Genomic DNA, 17,402 nt, shown 5'->3' with positions numbered 1-17,402 from the left:
ACGTTTACAAACGGCACTAAATAACGCCCATCTTTCGCATCAGGAACGTCGCACTTCGGTTTTGGCAGATGCCTTCTAGTAATTGATAACTGAAGAAAAGTTCATCGTTAATAATCTCGGCTTCGAAGCACTTGTTACTCAGCATTTCGGGATAATCGGCAGTAATATCACAGACTTCCAGATCGTGCGTAGCAATGACGCCAATCGCTCGTTTTTCGATCAGTTTTTTAATTACTTCAATCGTTCCGCTGCGTTTGTCGTCGGAATTCGTTCCCCGGAAAATTTCGTCCAGTAAGACAAAACATACCTTTTCATTCAGAGTAGTGATGATCTCTTTCAAACGCTTTACTTCGGCGAAAAAATAAGATTCACTATCCGCCAGCGAATCACTTAATCGCATGGAAACCAGAATATCCATGGGCTGAACGGTAGCTGCCGTTGCACATACGCAGGAGCCTACATTGGTTAACAAAAGATTGATTCCGAGCGTCCGTAAAAACGTACTTTTCCCTGACATATTCGAACCCGTAAGGATAATGAATTGCGGATGAAAAGTTACGTCATTAGCCACCCGTTTCTCCCGACGTAACAAAGGGTGAGCCAGGCTTTTGAATGAAACTTCGCCGGATTGGCTTAGGGTCGGGTAGGCAAAATCGGGATTATTATAGGCGAAATTGGCAAAGCTGTTCAGGGTTTCGAAAGTACCTAAAGTAGCTAGCCAGTCTTTAATCGAAGCGGCGTGTTTGGCTTTCCAGTTTAATAACTGATGCAGGGTATGAACGTGCGATTGGTAGAAACCATTAGTAATAATTGCAGCTAAGGCATGATTAATCCCATTCATGGCCGCTAATAACGAAGAAAGTTGTCGAACGCTGAAACTGGCCGCCTGATTTTGGAACTGGTAAATCTGTTTTAAGGCTTGTAATTCTTCGCTTTTAAAATACTGTTTTTCAATGGATTGAATGAGCGTACTGTATTTTTTTATAATAATGCCAATGCGTTCCGAATCAACGGTTTCCGATTGAATCTGTTTTAAGTTTCTGGAAACCAGGAATAGGTTAATAACTCCTACAATTCCGGCGAGGGTTAATAAATCAGTGTCCCAGGTTAATACGAAAAAGAGCAGGCAAATGACTAATAAGGCAGGAACCGCAAAAGCCAAAACTCTAAAAATGGGTTTGACGGGCGGACTTTTCCGCTCAGCCCAGTCCAGAATAGCCCGGTATTCTTCCGAAGTATCCTGACCAATTTGAGCCAGAGCGTAAAACTCCTGTCGCCACTCCCCACAGCCTGCCAACTCCTGAATAGCCCTTTGCCGGGCGTTAATTTTATGGTCTGGTAGTCGGTTTAATAATTGTTGAGCTAAAGCTTCCTGTCCAATGGAAGTGGCGGTTCGGTTCAGGTGTTGATAGAGCGATTTTTCTCCGAATAAATCCAGGTCAAAAGCGTAGGGATGGGAGACTTGCTGGTGTTGAATGCCGTTTGCGAAGGGAAGTTTCCCTCCAGTTAAATAATCAATTTCATTTTGATTAATCTGGATGAGTCTTTGGGTAATGGCCATTTGACTGGACAGTTTTTCATGCAGACTCATCAAGTAACGAAACAGCCCTAGGGGAATAATGAGTAAAAACCAGATCCAGCCTTCGGTGGATGTTTGCGTCAGGTAAATGATGAATCCTGCTAATAGAACTGTTAAAAATCGAAAGGTTCCAACGAGGTTATAACGACGATTCAGATTCGTTAATTCTTCCTGAAAATGAACTAAACGTTGATTATAAAAGGACATGGTAATTTTCAGTTGGCCGTTATCTCAGTAATCAACGGCTGGACGAAATAAAGTAGAGACGCGATTAATCGCGTCTGGGTAGAGACTGTTTGGGTCCCCATTCCAATGATCTCCATTCCCCAGCCAGACGCGATGAAGTCGCGTCTCTACATTTTTAGATGTTTATATAAGTCTTCATAACGCCGGGCAATGACAGGTTCCGCGTAATTTCCCAGTACCTTGGTTCGGGCGTTTTGCTGAAGTTGTTTCGCGTTGGGGGCGTAAAGGGTCTGATGCATCGCCCGCATGAGATCATCGGAAGAACGATAGTCAGCCAGAGCTCCGTTAATGCCATCATCAATTAACTCTGGAATGCCACCAATGCGAAAACCTACCGAAGGGGTGCCGCAAGACATGGCCTCCATGATGGTATAAGGCAGGTTTTCTTCCAGCGAAGGAATCACGAAAACGGAAGCTGCCGAATAGGCCCGGGCAATACGTTCAGGATCGGACAGGCGACCGAGATGATGCGACCGATAGGGCAGAGCAGGTAATCCCTGCGTTTGTCCAAAGATTAATAACTCAACCTGGTCTTTCGTTTCCGGGTACAGTGCCGCCATTTTTTCCAGAGCTTCCTTAAAGTAAGAAAAGCCCTTCATCGGAGCATCCACCCGCATGGCTGCGAAGAGAATCAAATGTTTATGTTGCGGGACGTTCAATTTCCAGCGAGCTTCTTTTTTGTCAATCGGTTTGAAAACGTCCGTATCAATGGGGTTCGGAATGCTGACTACGGTATGGTCTTTCAGTAAACTGCTTTGACGAGCCCGATTAGCGAGCCAGTCGCTACAGGCTACCATCGTTAACGCAGCCGGGTCCATCACTTTCTTCTTACGTTCCCAAATTTCATGGGATAAGTCGATTTCGGAAGGATACCGTAAAAATTTACAATTGCCACACGCTACCTGGTAATGATCACAGTCGCCGCTGTGATGACAACCGCCCGTGAAGGGCCACATGTCATGCATCGTCCAGACGATAGGTTTCTTTAAATCAGCTAGTTTCTGAAATGATTTGGTAGAAAGAAAACCGTGATTAATCCAGTGTAAATGCAGAATATGAGCTTTTTGCACAAATGGATGATCGGTTACATCTTCTCCGAATAAGGCCGGGTCGAAAGCCCAGTGCTGCTCTTTAGATTTTTCGTATGCTTTCAGATATAATCGCTCGCCCGCAAAGCGGGTCAGGGCCTTTTTCTTTCCCCACCAGGAGTCATCATACGCTACTACTGCTTCGCTGGAAGTCTGTTTTTGCTGGACTAGAATCTGGGAAAATAAAGGAGTATACCGACTCAAGGCCTGCTGCAGACGGAGAGCTCCCATAGAAGCTCCGCCCATGTTATCAGAAGTACTAAAAAGCGTAACGGATGTAGGCATAACTCTCGTAGTTTTCAGTGGGTAGTTTTCAAATTGGACAAACGCTCATATCTAATGAAAGAGTAACTGAAAACGGTAAACAGGAAACTGAAAACTAATCAAATTCCGTATTTAAATCGATTAATAAGCTTTCGAATCAGGCTGAGGCGGAAGTGCCGGCGAAGGTTTTTATGAATGGCTTCGTCGGGAGAAACGGCCTTGGTCAGGCGGGTTAATCGTTCTACGCGTTGCACATCCCAGCGGTGCGTTCCTTTCCCAAAATTGGTGCCTGAGCCGTCCATACCTGTACTCTCCAGTTTTGAAAATCGCGGGTGCAGGTTATACGCCTGATGTTTGTAATGAGCGTAGGTCCAGCGGATGGCCCAGGAATTCAGATCGCCCACTTGCTGCTTCTTTAGCATAGGTAACAAATCTTCGCCGCCCCGCATGAATTCCCGTTGAGCGGGTTTGTTCTTCATGAATTCCGGGAAGTCCTTTACCTCCCAGTCTACCTTTTGCCAGCGATCGGGCCAGGTCCCCCAGCCGTATGAACAGCCCCGTGCGAGTAATAACACCTCGTGCGGATATTCGTCGGGAATGGTAATGGGATAGAGGTAACCCGAAACAGAAAAGACTCTTACGTCATTCCGGTAATATTGCAGCGATTCATTCATGAATCGTAGGTAGTCCCGGGTGCAGAGCAGATCGTCTTCCATCACGATGATTTTATCATGCATGGTCAAGACCTGCGTAACGCCCCGAATGATCGAAGCGGCCAGCCCTCGATTATTTTCACTGAAATCCAGTTCAATACTTCCAAACCCTCGAATGCTTTGGGCAAATTCCCGAACGGCCTTTACCTTTTCCTCATCTTCCGCCGTTCGAGGGCCGTCCGAAAAAATATACAGAGGACTAAACTCCGATTCAGGACAGCGAAGCAAACTTCGAACCGTTTGTCGGAGGTGTTCCGGACGATTGTAACAAAACAAAGCAATCGGTGCAAACATGGCAGCATTTTGAGTTTTGGGTTTCAGGTTTTGAGTTATTGAAGCAGATTACAAACCCTAAACTCAAAACACAGAACTCCAAACTCTTCTAAAATTGTTTAATCAAAATACCCTGTCCCGTGGGGGAGGTGAAAATGGTGTGACCTACCTTTTGGGCGAAAGCGTCGTGGCCGTGTTTCTGGGCTTCGCAGGTGGGGAATCCGTAATCGTCGAAAATAACCACGGCTCCTTTGACCAGTTTGGGCCAGAAATATTCCAGTGCCGCGACTTCGGGAACGACAGCATTCATATCAATGGATAGAAAGCAGATCTGCTCGGTGTCGGCCTGGGGTAAGGTATCTGGAATAGCTCCTTTGATAATACGAACGTTGAAACCCTGAAAAGTCTGCTTGACCTGCTCGTATAAATTCTGACTTTTCTCGTAACCCATCGTATGGTTTCGCTTGATTTCGTAATCAGAACTATACCGTGGGTCTAGGCCCTGAAAGGTATCCATCAGGTAATACCGCTTATCTGTTTTCTGGAAGTCGATGTATTCCATAATGGCCCGGTCGCAGAAACCGCTGAATACGCCACAGGCCACAAAGTCGCCGGGGAGGTTTTTAACCTGATCTGCCGCCCAGCAAAGCATATAAATTCGCCACTCCATGCCGTTTTTAGGCACCAGCGAACCGCCGAGTTTGGTAACCCACTGGTAAGCTCTGGAGAAACGAGGGTCTTGCTTAAATTCTGTATTGACTTCGGTATAAAGCTTGTCCGTGGCGTAATGAAACTTGTCTTTCTGGAGCAGGTGAAAATTCCACGGAGCCCGAACAAACTTCAGGTAAGGAATCCAGGATTCGGGGACAACTTTTGATAGAAAGGTTAATGCCATTTTTTGAGTTGACTGTTGACAGTGGGTAGTTTTCAGTTTATTACCGAAAATCCAAACTGACTTTTGACTGCAAAATTCATGTAAAATAACCACTTCATCAGGATTACTTTCGATTTCGTTCTTGAAAATGATGGAGGGTTAATGAATACTCAACGAAAAAAGAAGGGTAAATGAAGTGGATAACTGACTGATTACTAGTAAATAACAGCAAGACGAAATAGGTCAAAAACTCAAAACCCGAAACTCAAAACTCAAAACGTAACCCTCTAAACCACAATCGCTCCATTGAAAACTGAAAACCGGAAACAGAAAACTACCGAAGTGGCCTTACCTTCGTGGTCAAAAAAGTCCCTGATTTATGCCGAAACTTTCGGTTTGTATTCCTGCGTATAAAGAACCTGACTTGCTGGAAAAAGCACTGCGGGCACTGGAAACACAAACGTTTCGCGATTTTGAACTAATCCTGACGGACGATACCCCCGATGATTCCGTTCGGAAACTGGCGGAACGCTGGCAGGATCGATTACCCATTACCTACCAGTCGCACCGACCTTCGCTGGGAACGCCCGAAAACTGGAATGCGGGGCTGCGGCTAGCTCAGGGTGAGTATGTCCTCGTTCATCATCACGACGACTGGTTACTACGTCCCGATAGTCTGGCTTTATTCGTAAAAGCCCTCGACGATCAGCCGGAAGCCGTTTTTGCTTTCGCTAATACGGATATTCGCCGGTTGGAAACCGATGAACGCATTCGCCTCAATCGACCTTCAGAAAAGCAGTTAGAGCAACTTAAAACCGAGCCGGAAGTATTAATTACGGCAGATTTTGTTGGGGTGCCCAGTACCGTTATGTTCCGAAAATCAACGGGGATTTTCTTTGATTCTCAACTGAAATGGCTCGTTGATGTAGACTTTTACGTGCGTTGTCTGCGATACCGTCCGGTGGCGGCTTACATCCCTGAAGCGTTAGTGGGAGTCGCCATTCATGAAAAGCAGGTCACCGCTTCGGTTACCAAAAACAAGAACTTATTACTGTTTGAATACTTTACGGTAGCCGAAAAATTTGGTATTGACCTCCGTCGAGAACCCTATGCCGGAGCGTACGGTTACTGGTGCTGGCGACTGAAGGTCAAATCAGTGGATGAAATTAGAAAAGCGGGTTATGCGGGTCCATTACCGAAGGGCACCGAAGCGGTTATCCGAAGTTCCTGGAAGTACGGCATGCGTCATCGCTATATCAAACTGGTCATGTTCGTGAAGTATCGTATCCTGAAACTCAAACGAAAGGATTTACATGAATGAGTTACCCCTTTCGGTCGTCATCTGTACCTATAACCGGGCCGACCTGATTGGCCTGGCTTTGGAAGATTTAACAAAACAGACCCTGGAAACCAGTCAGTTTGAGATTATAGTCATTGATAATAACTCAAAAGATAATACCTCCGAAGTCGTTCGAATCTTTACGGAAAAGTATCCGCATATTCATTATTTTTTTGAAGGTAAACCCGGTCGTAGCATTGCCCGAAACCGGGGTTGGCGGGAAGCCAAAGGCACCTTTGTGGCTTATCTGGATGATGATATTCGGGTAGATCCCCAATGGGCAATGGCCATGTTAGGAGCTTTGCGACAACAGCCACAGCCCCTGGCCGTGGGGGGACTAGTAGAACCCTGGTACGCCGAAACGCCTCCCAAATGGTTCATTCCCGAATTTGAGTTACGGAGTTGGGGAGAAAAAGCGGGTTACATTCCGGCTCATCGAGCTCCGTTTGGTTTTGCCGGGGGTAACATGGGAATTGCCAGAAGCTTACTTGAAAAATACAGAGGTTTTCAGGAAGAACTAGGGGGTGGGGGCGATCACATGCCCCGTATGGGAGAAGAAACCGATTTGTTTTTCCGAATTTATAAAGATCATCAGGCCGAGGCCGACCGAATTTTCTGGTTTGAACCAGCGGCCCGCATTCAACACTGGACACCCGCCCGAAACTGGCAGGTGCCGTACCGAATGCAACGCAGTCACGCCAGCGGAGCTGCCAGGGCCTGGATGATGGGAGTAAAACCTTTTTCTGTGGGATATTGGCGGGTGATGGCTTTCGGAGTGAAATCAACGTTTCGCTTCATGCAGGCCTTGATTTCCAGTAAAAACCCCAGAAAAACGGAATGGATTAAATACCGACAAACGCTGGCGTACCTGAAAGGCTTTTCGGATGAAAGCATTCAGCATGGGAAAGATGGTTTGAAGTAGATGGAGAGTTTGAATGTTTGATTAGGATTTGAAAAGTTTGAGGAAGAAATCAACCCCGGAGGGGTTGAATATGAATACCCCCGGGCTGGATAGCCCCGGATGAAATCCGGGGGAAAGGGTGGATTGGGAATTATAAATCCCTTACAGATGGCTTTCGGATTACAAATCCGAAATTTTATACATTCCCCGCAGATGGCTAATCAAACATTCAAACTCTCATACATCAGACAAAACTCAAACACCCTATAATCAAATAAAAAAATAAACAGCATTATACCTTGGGAATAGTTATTCGGCAGAGTTTGAAAGCCACGGGGGTAACCTATCTGGGCGTTGTGATCGGCACGCTCAATCAGATGGTCGTTGCCCTGTATTTTCTGGAAACCCAGGAAATCGGATTGACTCGTTCATTATTGAGTTTCAGTTTATTACTTTACGGCATTTTCACCTTCGGCGGCCCAGCCATCGCCGATCGATTCTTCAGTCATTTCCGCAATGAAGAATTAAAGCATAACGGTTTCCTAACTTTTCTGCTGGGGTATGCCGCCTTTTATTTCGTGGTCTTTATCGCGGTATTCCTGGCTGCCAAGCCCTGGTTTACTGATTTCTACGAAGACCAATCGCCGGAGTTAGTGAGGTACTATTACCTGTTGATTTGGCTGACGGGCTTTAACCTGTTACAGGGCATTCTGGAGGCGTACTGTCGCAATTTGCAACGCATTGCCATCCCTGCTTTTTTACGCGAAGTAGGACTGAAACTGGCCAATATGGCGGTGATTCTGCTGTATGGATTCAAGCTTGTGACGCTCAATCAGTTCGTGCAGTTGTTTGTATTTTCCAATGCTTTTGTAGGCATTGGTTTGCTGATTTACCTGCGATACATGGGCAAGCTCTATCTCGCCCCCATTTCCTGGAAACTGGTAAACCCGGTGATCGGTGAGATGATGAGATTCGGCTTTGTTGCCTCAATAGGAGCCATCGGAACGACCCTTTGTACCTACCTGGATATTCTATTAATTGGTTCCTATAAAGGCCAGAGTTGGGCCGGAATTTTTGCTACGGCCACCCTCATTGCCTCGCTCATTGAGATTCCCAAAAAATCATTAACGCAGATTGCGATTCCATTAGTAGCTCAGTCGCTGCGGGAGAAGAAGTATGAAACCGTTCAGCAAATGCACCAGAAAGTGGCTCTGCACCAGTTACTTGCGGGACTTTTTCTATTCATTGGTATCTGGTCAAACATTGATGATCTCTTCAAGATTTTACCCAAAGGAGCCGAATTTGCTTCGGGGACAACGGTCGTTTTTCTATTCCTGATTACTCGCCTGCTGGACATGGCGGGAGGGATGAGTAGCGAGATTATGGGTTATTCCCAGTATTACCGCGTTTCAACGGTTTTCGTGCTGATTTTAGGGGGCTTAACCATCTGGACGAACCATCTGCTAATCCCTCGCTTCGGTATCAACGGCTCTGCGATGGCTACTACCATTACTATTTTGATTTACAGTACCATGCGGGCAGCTTTTGTTTATTGGAAATTTAAAATATTACCCTTCACGCAGCAAACATTGGGAGCGTTTGGCATTGGTTTGGTAACCTATCTCATTACCTGGGCCATTCCTGATTTTGGTGAATCTTTTCTTACCCAGGTAATTAACATCGCTCTTCGCGGAACGGTGACCACCGTCGTTTTTGCTTCTCTAGTAGTGGGCTTACGTATTTCTCCAGAGATTAATGGAATCGTGGATAATGTGGTCAAGAAGGTCAGGAGAACCAATCCTTAAGATGAGATTAAAAAAAGAAATAATTTATTTTTAATTAATCTAAATAGACTTAGATTTGCGGCCATTCTATGTTTGTTTCCCAATATTTAAAAATATGGCCGTGAGGTTTCTACACACTAGCTTTCTTCTTCTATTGAGCATCTGTGCCTTCGCTCAGAATGGCAAAATTACCGGACAGGTACTTACCTCCGATAACAAACCCGCTTTTAGTGTTACCGTAAGCCTGAAAGGTCGGGCCATTGGTGCCATGACGGATGAGCAGGGTAATTTCACTATTCCCAAAGTACGGGCTGGGAAGTATACGCTTGTGGCTAGTTTCGTTGGGTTGAAATCCCAGGAACAGGCTATTGAAGTGTTTGAAAATGAAACGACTACTGTTTCTTTCATGCTTCATGAATCATCTAATGAACTTCAGGAAGTAGTGGTCCGTTCGGCTCAGAATCCTTACCATAGCAATCAGGTTTCTTCGACCTTACGCATCAGTGAACCTATTCTGGAAGCTCCTCAGAACATTCAGGTGATTACGGGTAAAGTATTAGGTATTCAGCAAATTACGAGCCTAAGTGACGGTTTGATCCGTAACGTCAGCGGGGCCACTCGTCTGGAACACTGGGGAGATACCTACGCTCGGGTAAACATGCGTGGCTCACGGGCTTCGGCATTTCGGAATGGCATGAACATTACGTCTACCTGGGGACCCTTAACCGAAGACATGAGCTTCGTGGATCACATTGAATTTGTGAAAGGTCCTGCGGGATTTATGATGTCAAACGGCGAGCCTGCCGGTATGTACAACGTGGTAACCAAACGTCCCACCGGGGTAACTAAAGGCGAAGCGAGCCTGCTCTTGGGCAGTTATGATTTTTACCGGACCTCGCTGGATCTGGATGGAAAATTCTCGGATAAAGTGCTGTACCGTTTTAACGTCATGGGTCAGACTAAAAACTCCTTCCGTCCTTACGAGTATAACAACCGTTTCAGCATTGCCCCCGTTATCACGTATAAACTTGATGATAAAACTACTTTGACTACAGAGTACGTGTATCAGCACGCCAAAATGTCAAACGTAGGTAGTTATTATGTATTTGCGAAAGACGGCTATGCGGTATTACCCCGCAACTTTACACTATCTGATCCTGGGTTGGAACCTACCAACATTGACGATCATAACCTGACTTTAAATTTTCAGCATCAATTAAATAAGCGGTGGAAATTAACTGCTCAGGCGGCCTACTTTAATTACATGCAGAGAGGTAGCTCAATGTGGCCTGCTGCTGCACCTGATGCCGCTGGTAATATTATCCGTAGCGTTAGTCTTTGGGATGCTTCTAACGTTTCCAAATTCGGTCAGTTATTTCTGAACGGTGAAGAACAAACCGGAAAAGTTCACCACCGCATTCTGGCTGGTTTGGACTTGGGTAACAAAAAATACCTGGCCGACTGGAATCAGTCTCATAATCTCGATACATCGAAATCTTTCAATATCTATCATCCTACTTACGGTTCGCCTGCGAATGGCTATCCAAATTTTGATCGTTCAAAACCTCTGGCTGAACGGGCGGGAATTTACGGAACACTTGCTCAGACCTATACAGGTGTGTACTTACAGGACGAGTTAGGATTCTTCGAAAATCGTTTACGCCTGACCATTGCGGGTCGCTTTACTTATGCGAAAGACAACCAGTACAATACCATCACGTCTGATAAGAAAGTAACACCCCGGTTTGGTCTGAGTGGATCTATTGATAAGAATACAAGCGTTTACGCATTGTATGATCAGACATTCCTTCCTCAAACGGGTATTCTCCGTAGTGGAGGCCGCATCAAACCCATTTCAGGTAATAACCTTGAAGTAGGTTTTAAACGTGACTGGTTTGGTGGTAAGTGGAATACAACGCTGGCGATTTATCGCATCCTGAAAAACAACCAGCTTTCGCCCGATCCTAGTAATAAGGCCAATGAAAGTTTTGTGTTACAGTTAGGACAAACACAGACTCAAGGCATTGAGTTTGACTTACGTGGTGAGATTGCTCCCGGTTTAAGCCTGATTGCCAACTATGCTTTAACGGATTCAAAAGTGACGAAAGAAACGTCGGACGCGAAAGTGGGTGATAAGATTCCAGGGTATGCCAAACACAACGCCAATGCGTGGGTAACCTACAAAATTCAGAAAGGTGTACTGAAGGGCACGGGTTTCTCCGCGGGCTTCAATTATCAGGGAGATCGTACTACCTGGAACTGGTCAGCTACGAGTTATGGAGAATTACCTAATTATTTCAAGCTTGACGGTGGTATCTATTGGGAAAATGATCGCTTTAACGTAACCGCTAACGTCTTCAACGTTCTGAATACGTACTTGTATACGGGTGCGGCTTATGGAACTTATTATTACTGGCAGGCAGAGCCTGGCCGCAATTCGCGGATCGGTGTAACGTATAAGTTCTAGTTACTGGTTGTTAGGTATTAGAAAGGCTCTTGGGAAACCAGGAGCCTTTTCTTTTTCCGTTGTGAGCCTTGGTAGCATAGAGTCTTTGTGCAAAAGAAAGAACAAAAGATCAGCTAAAACCGAGAGCTTTTGTAACAACAATTGAAAACGAAAAACGGAAAACTGAAAACTTGTAAACTATTAACTTACTTGTGTACATTAGGATCAGATTTTCACATTAAATCCTTCATCATGCGTTTATTGAGTAAAAAATCCGGCTTACTGACGGCGGCATTGCTGGCTTCTTTTGCGGGAATGAGTCAGAATATCCAAAACTTACCCGTACCTCTGGAAATTCAGAAAGCGTATTCCAATGAAACCCGGGCGACCAATGGCAAACCCGGTGCGAAATACTGGCAGAACCATTCCGATTATAAAATTCAGGTCGAACTCAACCCGGCCACGCGTCAGTTGAGCGGCACGGAACAGGTCGTTTACACCAACAACAGCCCCAACCGTTTGTCAAGTCTGGTAATCCGGTTATATCCTGACATTTTCAAGAAAGATGCTAACCGGGATGAGCGGGAAATTGATCCTTCCGATCTGAACGATGAAGGTGTAACGATTGAAAGCGTAACCGTTAATGGAAATGAAGTAAAGACCCAACGCAACGGAACGAATATGTTCGTAACGTTGAAAAGTGGTTTGGAAACGGGGCAGAAGTTAACGCTGGACGTGAAATGGAGTTACCTGATTCCAGCCAAAACGCACATCCGGGAAGGCTTATACTTTAAGTCTTCTTACATGGTGGCGTACTGGTATCCCCAAATTGCCGTGTATGATGATATCGACGGCTGGGATAGACAGGATTATACCGGACAGAAAGAGTTTTATAACGATTTCAATAATTACGACGTGGACATTACCGTTCCGGCCAGTCATCTGGTGTGGGCTACGGGCGAATGGCAGAACCCTGAGAAAATTCTTTCTCCTGAAATTCTGGATCGTTACAAGGGCTCTCGTACTTCTGATCAGGTGGTGAGAATTGTCACCGCTGAGGACCGCGAAAAGGGTGGAATTACTGTTGCAAAATCGGGTAAACATACCTATCACTTCAAAGCCGAACACGTGCCTGATTTCGTGTTTGCTTCTTCGGATACCTATCTCTGGGATGGTTCCAGTGCGGTTGCTGACAGTAAAACGGGCCGTCGCACGGCAGTAGCTGCGGTGTATCACCCGAGCAGCAAAGATTTTTACGACGTATGCCGTTATGCCAAACAGTGCGTTGAATACTTCTCTACGTACCTGCCCGGTGTGCCTTTTCCTTACCCCAACGAAACCGTATTTAATGGATCGGGTGGAATGGAGTTCCCAATGTTCGTGAATGATGGCTCGTATCCTCCAGCCTTTGCGGCTGAAGTAACGGCTCATGAGATTGCTCACACGTATTTCCCGTTTTACATGGGAATCAATGAGCGTAAATACGCCTGGATGGATGAAGGCTGGGCTCAGACCTTACCAAACTGGATGGAATTTCAGATTGACGGGATGCCGAAGAAGTTTATGCCTCAGCAAACCAATGCCGCGTATTTTGATCAGTTTGCCGGAAAAGAGCAGGAGCAACCCATGATGGTTCCCACAAACCTGTTAACGGGAACGGCTTACACGTTTGCCACCTACATGCGTCCTTCGCAGGCGTATACCTTTTTGCGGGATATGCTAGGGCAGGAGAAGTTCAAAGCAACGTTACAGGAGTATATGGCTCGCTGGAATGGCAAACACCCCATGCCTTATGATTTCTTCTTTTCTTTCAATGATGCGTTGAAAGAAGATTTGTCCTGGTATTGGAAGCCCTGGTTCTTCGAAAAGGGGTATCCTGATCTGGCTCTTTCAGAAGTAGCGATTGACAAAAAAGGCAAGGCCAAAATCGTAGTTACGCAAAAGGGCTCATTACCCATTCCGATTCGCCTGATTGTACTGTTTACGGATAACTCTACGGAGGAAATCAACGAAACGGCACGTTACTGGAAGAACGGAGCGAAGACTTTTGAGGTAGAAAAGAAATTCAGCAAGCCCATTCAGAAAATTACCCTGAGCGGCTTGATGATTCCTGACGTAAACCGCAAGGATAACGTTTGGGAAGCTGGAAAGTAATACTATTGCTTATTATGAGAAATCCCCGACTGGAATTTTCCAGTCGGGGATTTCTTTTGGTTGGCAGTTTTTAGTTACTGGTTCATAGGGGAGTAACACACCCACTTCCTATGTCCATTCCTAACGCAGAGAGGAATCTCGCCTGCAAATGCAGACTCCGCTCCAACCGAAAGGAAATTCCTCTTTTCGTTTAGGAACGATAAAGAAAGAAAAGTGCTCGTCTGCGTCGCAGACGAGCATTTTTCTTTCAACTAACAACGGAATTCTTGTTTCCTATTACTTGACCCTTATTATTTAAAATTAAAAAATTAGTTATAAAACGTATTTATCAGTTGTATAATTGAAAAATACGTTTAATCTTTGTTGGGAAGTCAGGGAAATGAAAATATTAATACGAAACCGATGGAAGAATTAACCCGAACGGAAGAACGTGTGATGAAGGCGATTTGGGAGTTGAAGGAGCCTTTTTTTGTGAAAGATCTGGTGGAGCGGATGCCCGAAAAACCGCCGTATAATACCATTGCGTCAGTGGTGCGTATTCTGGAATCGAAAGGATTTCTGGGATACAAGGCATACGGACGGACGTATGAATATTTCCCGAAAATCGCGAAAGCTGACTATCGAAAAAGCGGATTTCAGAAATTGCTGAGCGACTATTTCGATGGCTCGGCTATGGGATTATTGTCATTTATGGCGAAAGAGGAGCAGATTACGCCCGAACAAATCGAGCAATTACGGAAACTAATTGACGAAAACTAATCACTCAGGCCATGACTCATTTGCTGTATTCCTCCGTCATGCTGATTAGTTTTTATGCCGTGTACTGGTTCTGTTTGCGAACACTCACGTTTCATACGTACAATCGATTTTATCTGCTATTTGCCCTGATCGCCAGTATCGTGATTCCGGTTATGCCCGGAATTCCGGTTGCCAGCGTAATCAACGATTCGTTCCTTTTGCCAATAGAACAAGTTGAACCTGAAACCTTTCTGGGATTCACTACAACCAACTGGCTCAAAACGGTGGGTTATGCATACGGAATAGGAGTGGGGTTGTTTCTGTTGCAGTTGCTGGGGGGAATCATCCGCGTATCCCTGCGAATACGCAACGCAACGGCCATCCGATGGAAGCAACTACACGTATTGCCGACCGGGTATACGACGGCTTCTTTCTTTCATTGGGTGTTTGTGGATGACTCTATCGTATCACCTAAAGAAAAGGAAATCGTACTTACGCATGAATACGAACATTTCCGTCGCCAGCATTCGCTGGATTTGCTGTTGGTGGAAATCGTTCGCTGCTTCTTGTGGTTTCACCCGGTCGTATACTGGTTACGTCGTTCGTTGATCCAGATTCATGAATACGAAGTAGACGCGTCGCTGGCTCATCAATACGGAGCCAAACCGTATGCTCAGGTTTTGCTCACCCTCGCCGTATCACAACAAGGAACGCTCACGCATTCTTTCGCCCGCCATCCCATTAAAAATCGTATCGAAACGCTTTTCCAAACTCCAAGTACATCTATGAAAAAAACGCTGTTTCTGCTCACATTGCCGCTTACGGCCATTAGTATGGCTTTATTTGCTCAAGAGGTTCCGAAGCCGTCGCCACCAAAATCGGCAGTAGTTGCACCACCACCACCGCCGCCACCAAAATCGGCAGTAGTTGCACCACCGCCACCGCCGCCACCAAAATCGGCAGTAGTTGCACCACTACCACCTCCTCCTCCGCCACGAAAGAAAAGTTGGAAGAAAATTTCAAGTAAATCAGGTAGTGAAAGTCACGGGGTAAATCCGAATAAAAAACTGTCGATTCATGAGGTGACTTATGCGGAGTTTGAATCTTTTCTAAAAGCCACACGGACCCGCTCGGAGAAATCTTCTACGGAAAAAAAGGACATGATTCCGGACAATTTTTATACTAATCTGAAGACATACAGAAGCTCCCAAATTGCAGGAATAACGGGTGTAAGCTGGTTGCAGGCCGAACGTTTTTGCGAGTGGAAATCGGAGCAAACCAAGACAACGTTTCGATTACCAACGGAGAAGGAGTGGCTTCAACTATTCTCGAATCCTATTGTGAAACAGACGAAAGGTTTCTGGTGTGTATTTTTCGGGTAAGATTTCCTTAATTAATAACGCCTTCGTATAAACTCGTTAACCCATGAGAAAATGAACTATCTGCTGGCTGCCTCCCTTATCCTGACCATTTTTTATGCCGGTTACTGGGCTTTATTCCGTAATCTGACATTCCACACACTGAACCGATTTTACTTATTGCTAACAATAAGTTGCAGTCTACTCATACCTGTGTTGCCCGTATGGTCAACCCAAACCGTATCGGAAACACCCGTTTCGGAAAACGTAGCGTACCAACCTGATTTACAGAAATTGCCAATACGAATGTTACCGCAAATGGAGCCATCCCATATAGATTGGCTACAGGTTGGATTTTGGTTATATGGAAGCGTAGTTGCCGGACTAGTTTTATGGCTCCTAACGAAGCTGCTAACGATTATGTATCAGATTAGGCGACAGCCTCATACGTCCTGGAATCGCTTACGGGTTATAACAACTAAAAAACCTACGGCTTCTTTTCTCAAATGGGTATTTCTGAACGAATCTCATATAACGCCCTCGGAAAGAGAAATGGTACTTATGCATGAATACGGACACTATCGTCGTCTACATTCACTGGATATTCTAATGGTCGAACTCTTTCAGTGCTTCTTTTGGTTTCATCCGGTTGCGTATTGGCTTAAAAAATCATTGGTACAAATTCATGAATACGAAGTAGACACGTCGTTGGCTCAACAGTACGGAGCCAAGCCGTATGCTCAGGTGTTGCTTACGTTTGCCGTATCCCAACAAGGGATGCTCACACATTCCTTCGCTCGTCATCCGATCAAAAATCGTATCGAAATGCTTTTCACAAAATCCTCGAGCACCATGAAAAAGGCCCTGTTTTTACTGCTATTGCCGTTGATTGCACTCAGCCTGGTTTTGTTTGCTCAACACAAAGTAACGTCAAACGAAAAACCAGATCTCTATATGCCAGGAAGAGCGTCAATGGTGATATTGGAGGGTACACGCTATAAGCCCAACGAAAAAAATTCTGTCAGGACGCTAGATCGTGCTTATCTCCTAGGAAAAAATCCGGTGGTAATAATCAATGGGATACGCTATAATCCCTCAATTCTGGAACAAATAGATCCTCTAAAAATCAACATGACTCTATTTATTCGTGAAGGAACCAAAAATGATGGAAAAATAGTAATGCAAGCGAAAGGCAATTTTAGATTTACCGACAACCGGAAACGTACGATTGCTATTAGGAATGCACAAATAACCTATAAAGCGTTAACAACCTTACCTGCTTCGAAAGCAGTTGTACATGTTCCGCAAACAACCTACGCAGGAAATGCGTATGAAGATGTTTACTATATGTCAAAGATTGGTTCAACGGCATTTGTATCATTGAATCCGGGTGAAAAAGTGGAGTTTTACCTGGATGGTGTCAAACATACAGAACAGGAAATGAATGCCATTGGACGACAGAGAATTTTCAAAATGCAACAAATCGGCTGTAGTAATGGAGTGGCTACAATTAAAGTATTCACCAGCCCACTGAAGGAATATCAAAATGATAGTGAATGAAGTTAGCTTAATAAGTGGTATATGAGTCAATTAAAAAACCTCGCTGAGTCTTTAGCGAGGTTTTTTAATTGAACCAAACCGCTAA

At 45.1% G+C, this 17,402-nt stretch carries 12 protein-coding genes; 8 read left to right on the top strand and 4 right to left on the bottom strand.

Features of this window, described 5'->3' with window-relative positions; translation table 11 throughout:
- Nucleotides 1-16 precede the first annotated feature (16 nt).
- From QE390_RS01455 to QE390_RS01440, 4 genes are all read right to left on the bottom strand, one after another.
- On the bottom strand, nucleotides 17-1,786 hold the full coding sequence (locus tag QE390_RS01455) for a DNA mismatch repair protein (RefSeq protein WP_307140812.1): 1,770 nt from the start codon (nucleotides 1,784-1,786) through the stop codon (nucleotides 17-19).
- 146 nt (nucleotides 1,787-1,932) lie between these two features.
- Nucleotides 1,933-3,198 carry a glycosyltransferase family 4 protein gene (locus QE390_RS01450; protein WP_307140810.1) on the bottom strand — a complete coding sequence of 422 codons (1,266 nt, stop codon included), beginning with the start codon at nucleotides 3,196-3,198 and terminating at the stop codon, nucleotides 1,933-1,935.
- A gap of 98 nt (nucleotides 3,199-3,296) precedes the next feature.
- Complete coding sequence (locus QE390_RS01445) at nucleotides 3,297-4,184, bottom strand: glycosyltransferase (RefSeq protein ID WP_307140809.1); 888 nt, start codon at nucleotides 4,182-4,184, stop codon at nucleotides 3,297-3,299.
- Nucleotides 4,185-4,272: 88 nt separating this feature from the next.
- Nucleotides 4,273-5,058 (bottom strand): TylF/MycF/NovP-related O-methyltransferase, encoded by a 786-nt coding sequence (locus tag QE390_RS01440; protein WP_307140808.1) that lies wholly within the window; start codon nucleotides 5,056-5,058, stop codon nucleotides 4,273-4,275.
- Between the two features lie 358 nt (nucleotides 5,059-5,416).
- On the opposite strand from QE390_RS01440, the gene QE390_RS01435 reads away from it, so the two are divergent.
- From QE390_RS01435 to QE390_RS01400, 8 genes are all read left to right on the top strand, one after another.
- A complete protein-coding gene (locus tag QE390_RS01435; RefSeq protein WP_307140807.1) occupies nucleotides 5,417-6,358 on the top strand; it encodes a glycosyltransferase family 2 protein in 942 nt (313 codons plus the stop codon).
- The gene (locus tag QE390_RS01430) at nucleotides 6,351-7,298 is read left to right on the top strand and encodes a glycosyltransferase (protein ID WP_307140806.1); all 948 of its coding nucleotides are present in this window, start codon (nucleotides 6,351-6,353) and stop codon (nucleotides 7,296-7,298) included. Before QE390_RS01435 ends, QE390_RS01430 begins: the two co-directional genes overlap by 8 nt.
- 278 nt (nucleotides 7,299-7,576) lie before the next feature.
- On the top strand, nucleotides 7,577-9,082 hold the full coding sequence (locus QE390_RS01425) for an oligosaccharide flippase family protein (RefSeq protein ID WP_307140805.1): 1,506 nt from the start codon (nucleotides 7,577-7,579) through the stop codon (nucleotides 9,080-9,082).
- Between the two features lie 94 nt (nucleotides 9,083-9,176).
- Nucleotides 9,177-11,528 carry a TonB-dependent siderophore receptor gene (locus tag QE390_RS01420; protein ID WP_307140804.1) on the top strand — a complete coding sequence of 784 codons (2,352 nt, stop codon included), beginning with the start codon at nucleotides 9,177-9,179 and terminating at the stop codon, nucleotides 11,526-11,528.
- Nucleotides 11,529-11,759: 231 nt separating this feature from the next.
- Nucleotides 11,760-13,661: a M1 family metallopeptidase gene (locus QE390_RS01415; protein WP_307140803.1), complete on the top strand. Its 1,902-nt coding sequence runs from the start codon at nucleotides 11,760-11,762 to the stop codon at nucleotides 13,659-13,661.
- Between the two features lie 402 nt (nucleotides 13,662-14,063).
- Entirely contained in the window at nucleotides 14,064-14,420 is a 357-nt protein-coding gene (locus QE390_RS01410) for a BlaI/MecI/CopY family transcriptional regulator (RefSeq protein WP_307140802.1), read from the top strand.
- A gap of 11 nt (nucleotides 14,421-14,431) precedes the next feature.
- Nucleotides 14,432-15,781, top strand: coding sequence for a M56 family metallopeptidase (locus QE390_RS01405; RefSeq protein ID WP_307140801.1), 1,350 nt, complete (start codon nucleotides 14,432-14,434; stop codon nucleotides 15,779-15,781).
- A 51-nt stretch (nucleotides 15,782-15,832) separates the two neighbouring features.
- Nucleotides 15,833-17,317 (top strand): M56 family metallopeptidase, encoded by a 1,485-nt coding sequence (locus QE390_RS01400; RefSeq protein ID WP_307140800.1) that lies wholly within the window; start codon nucleotides 15,833-15,835, stop codon nucleotides 17,315-17,317.
- Nucleotides 17,318-17,402: the final 85 nt, after the last annotated feature.

This window comes from Siphonobacter sp. SORGH_AS_1065, assembly GCF_030818595.1.
In the GTDB taxonomy this organism is placed as follows: Bacteria; Bacteroidota; Bacteroidia; order Cytophagales; family Spirosomataceae; genus Siphonobacter.
Note: the sequence above shows the minus strand (reverse complement) of the source record. Positions and strands in the feature narration are given on the sequence as shown.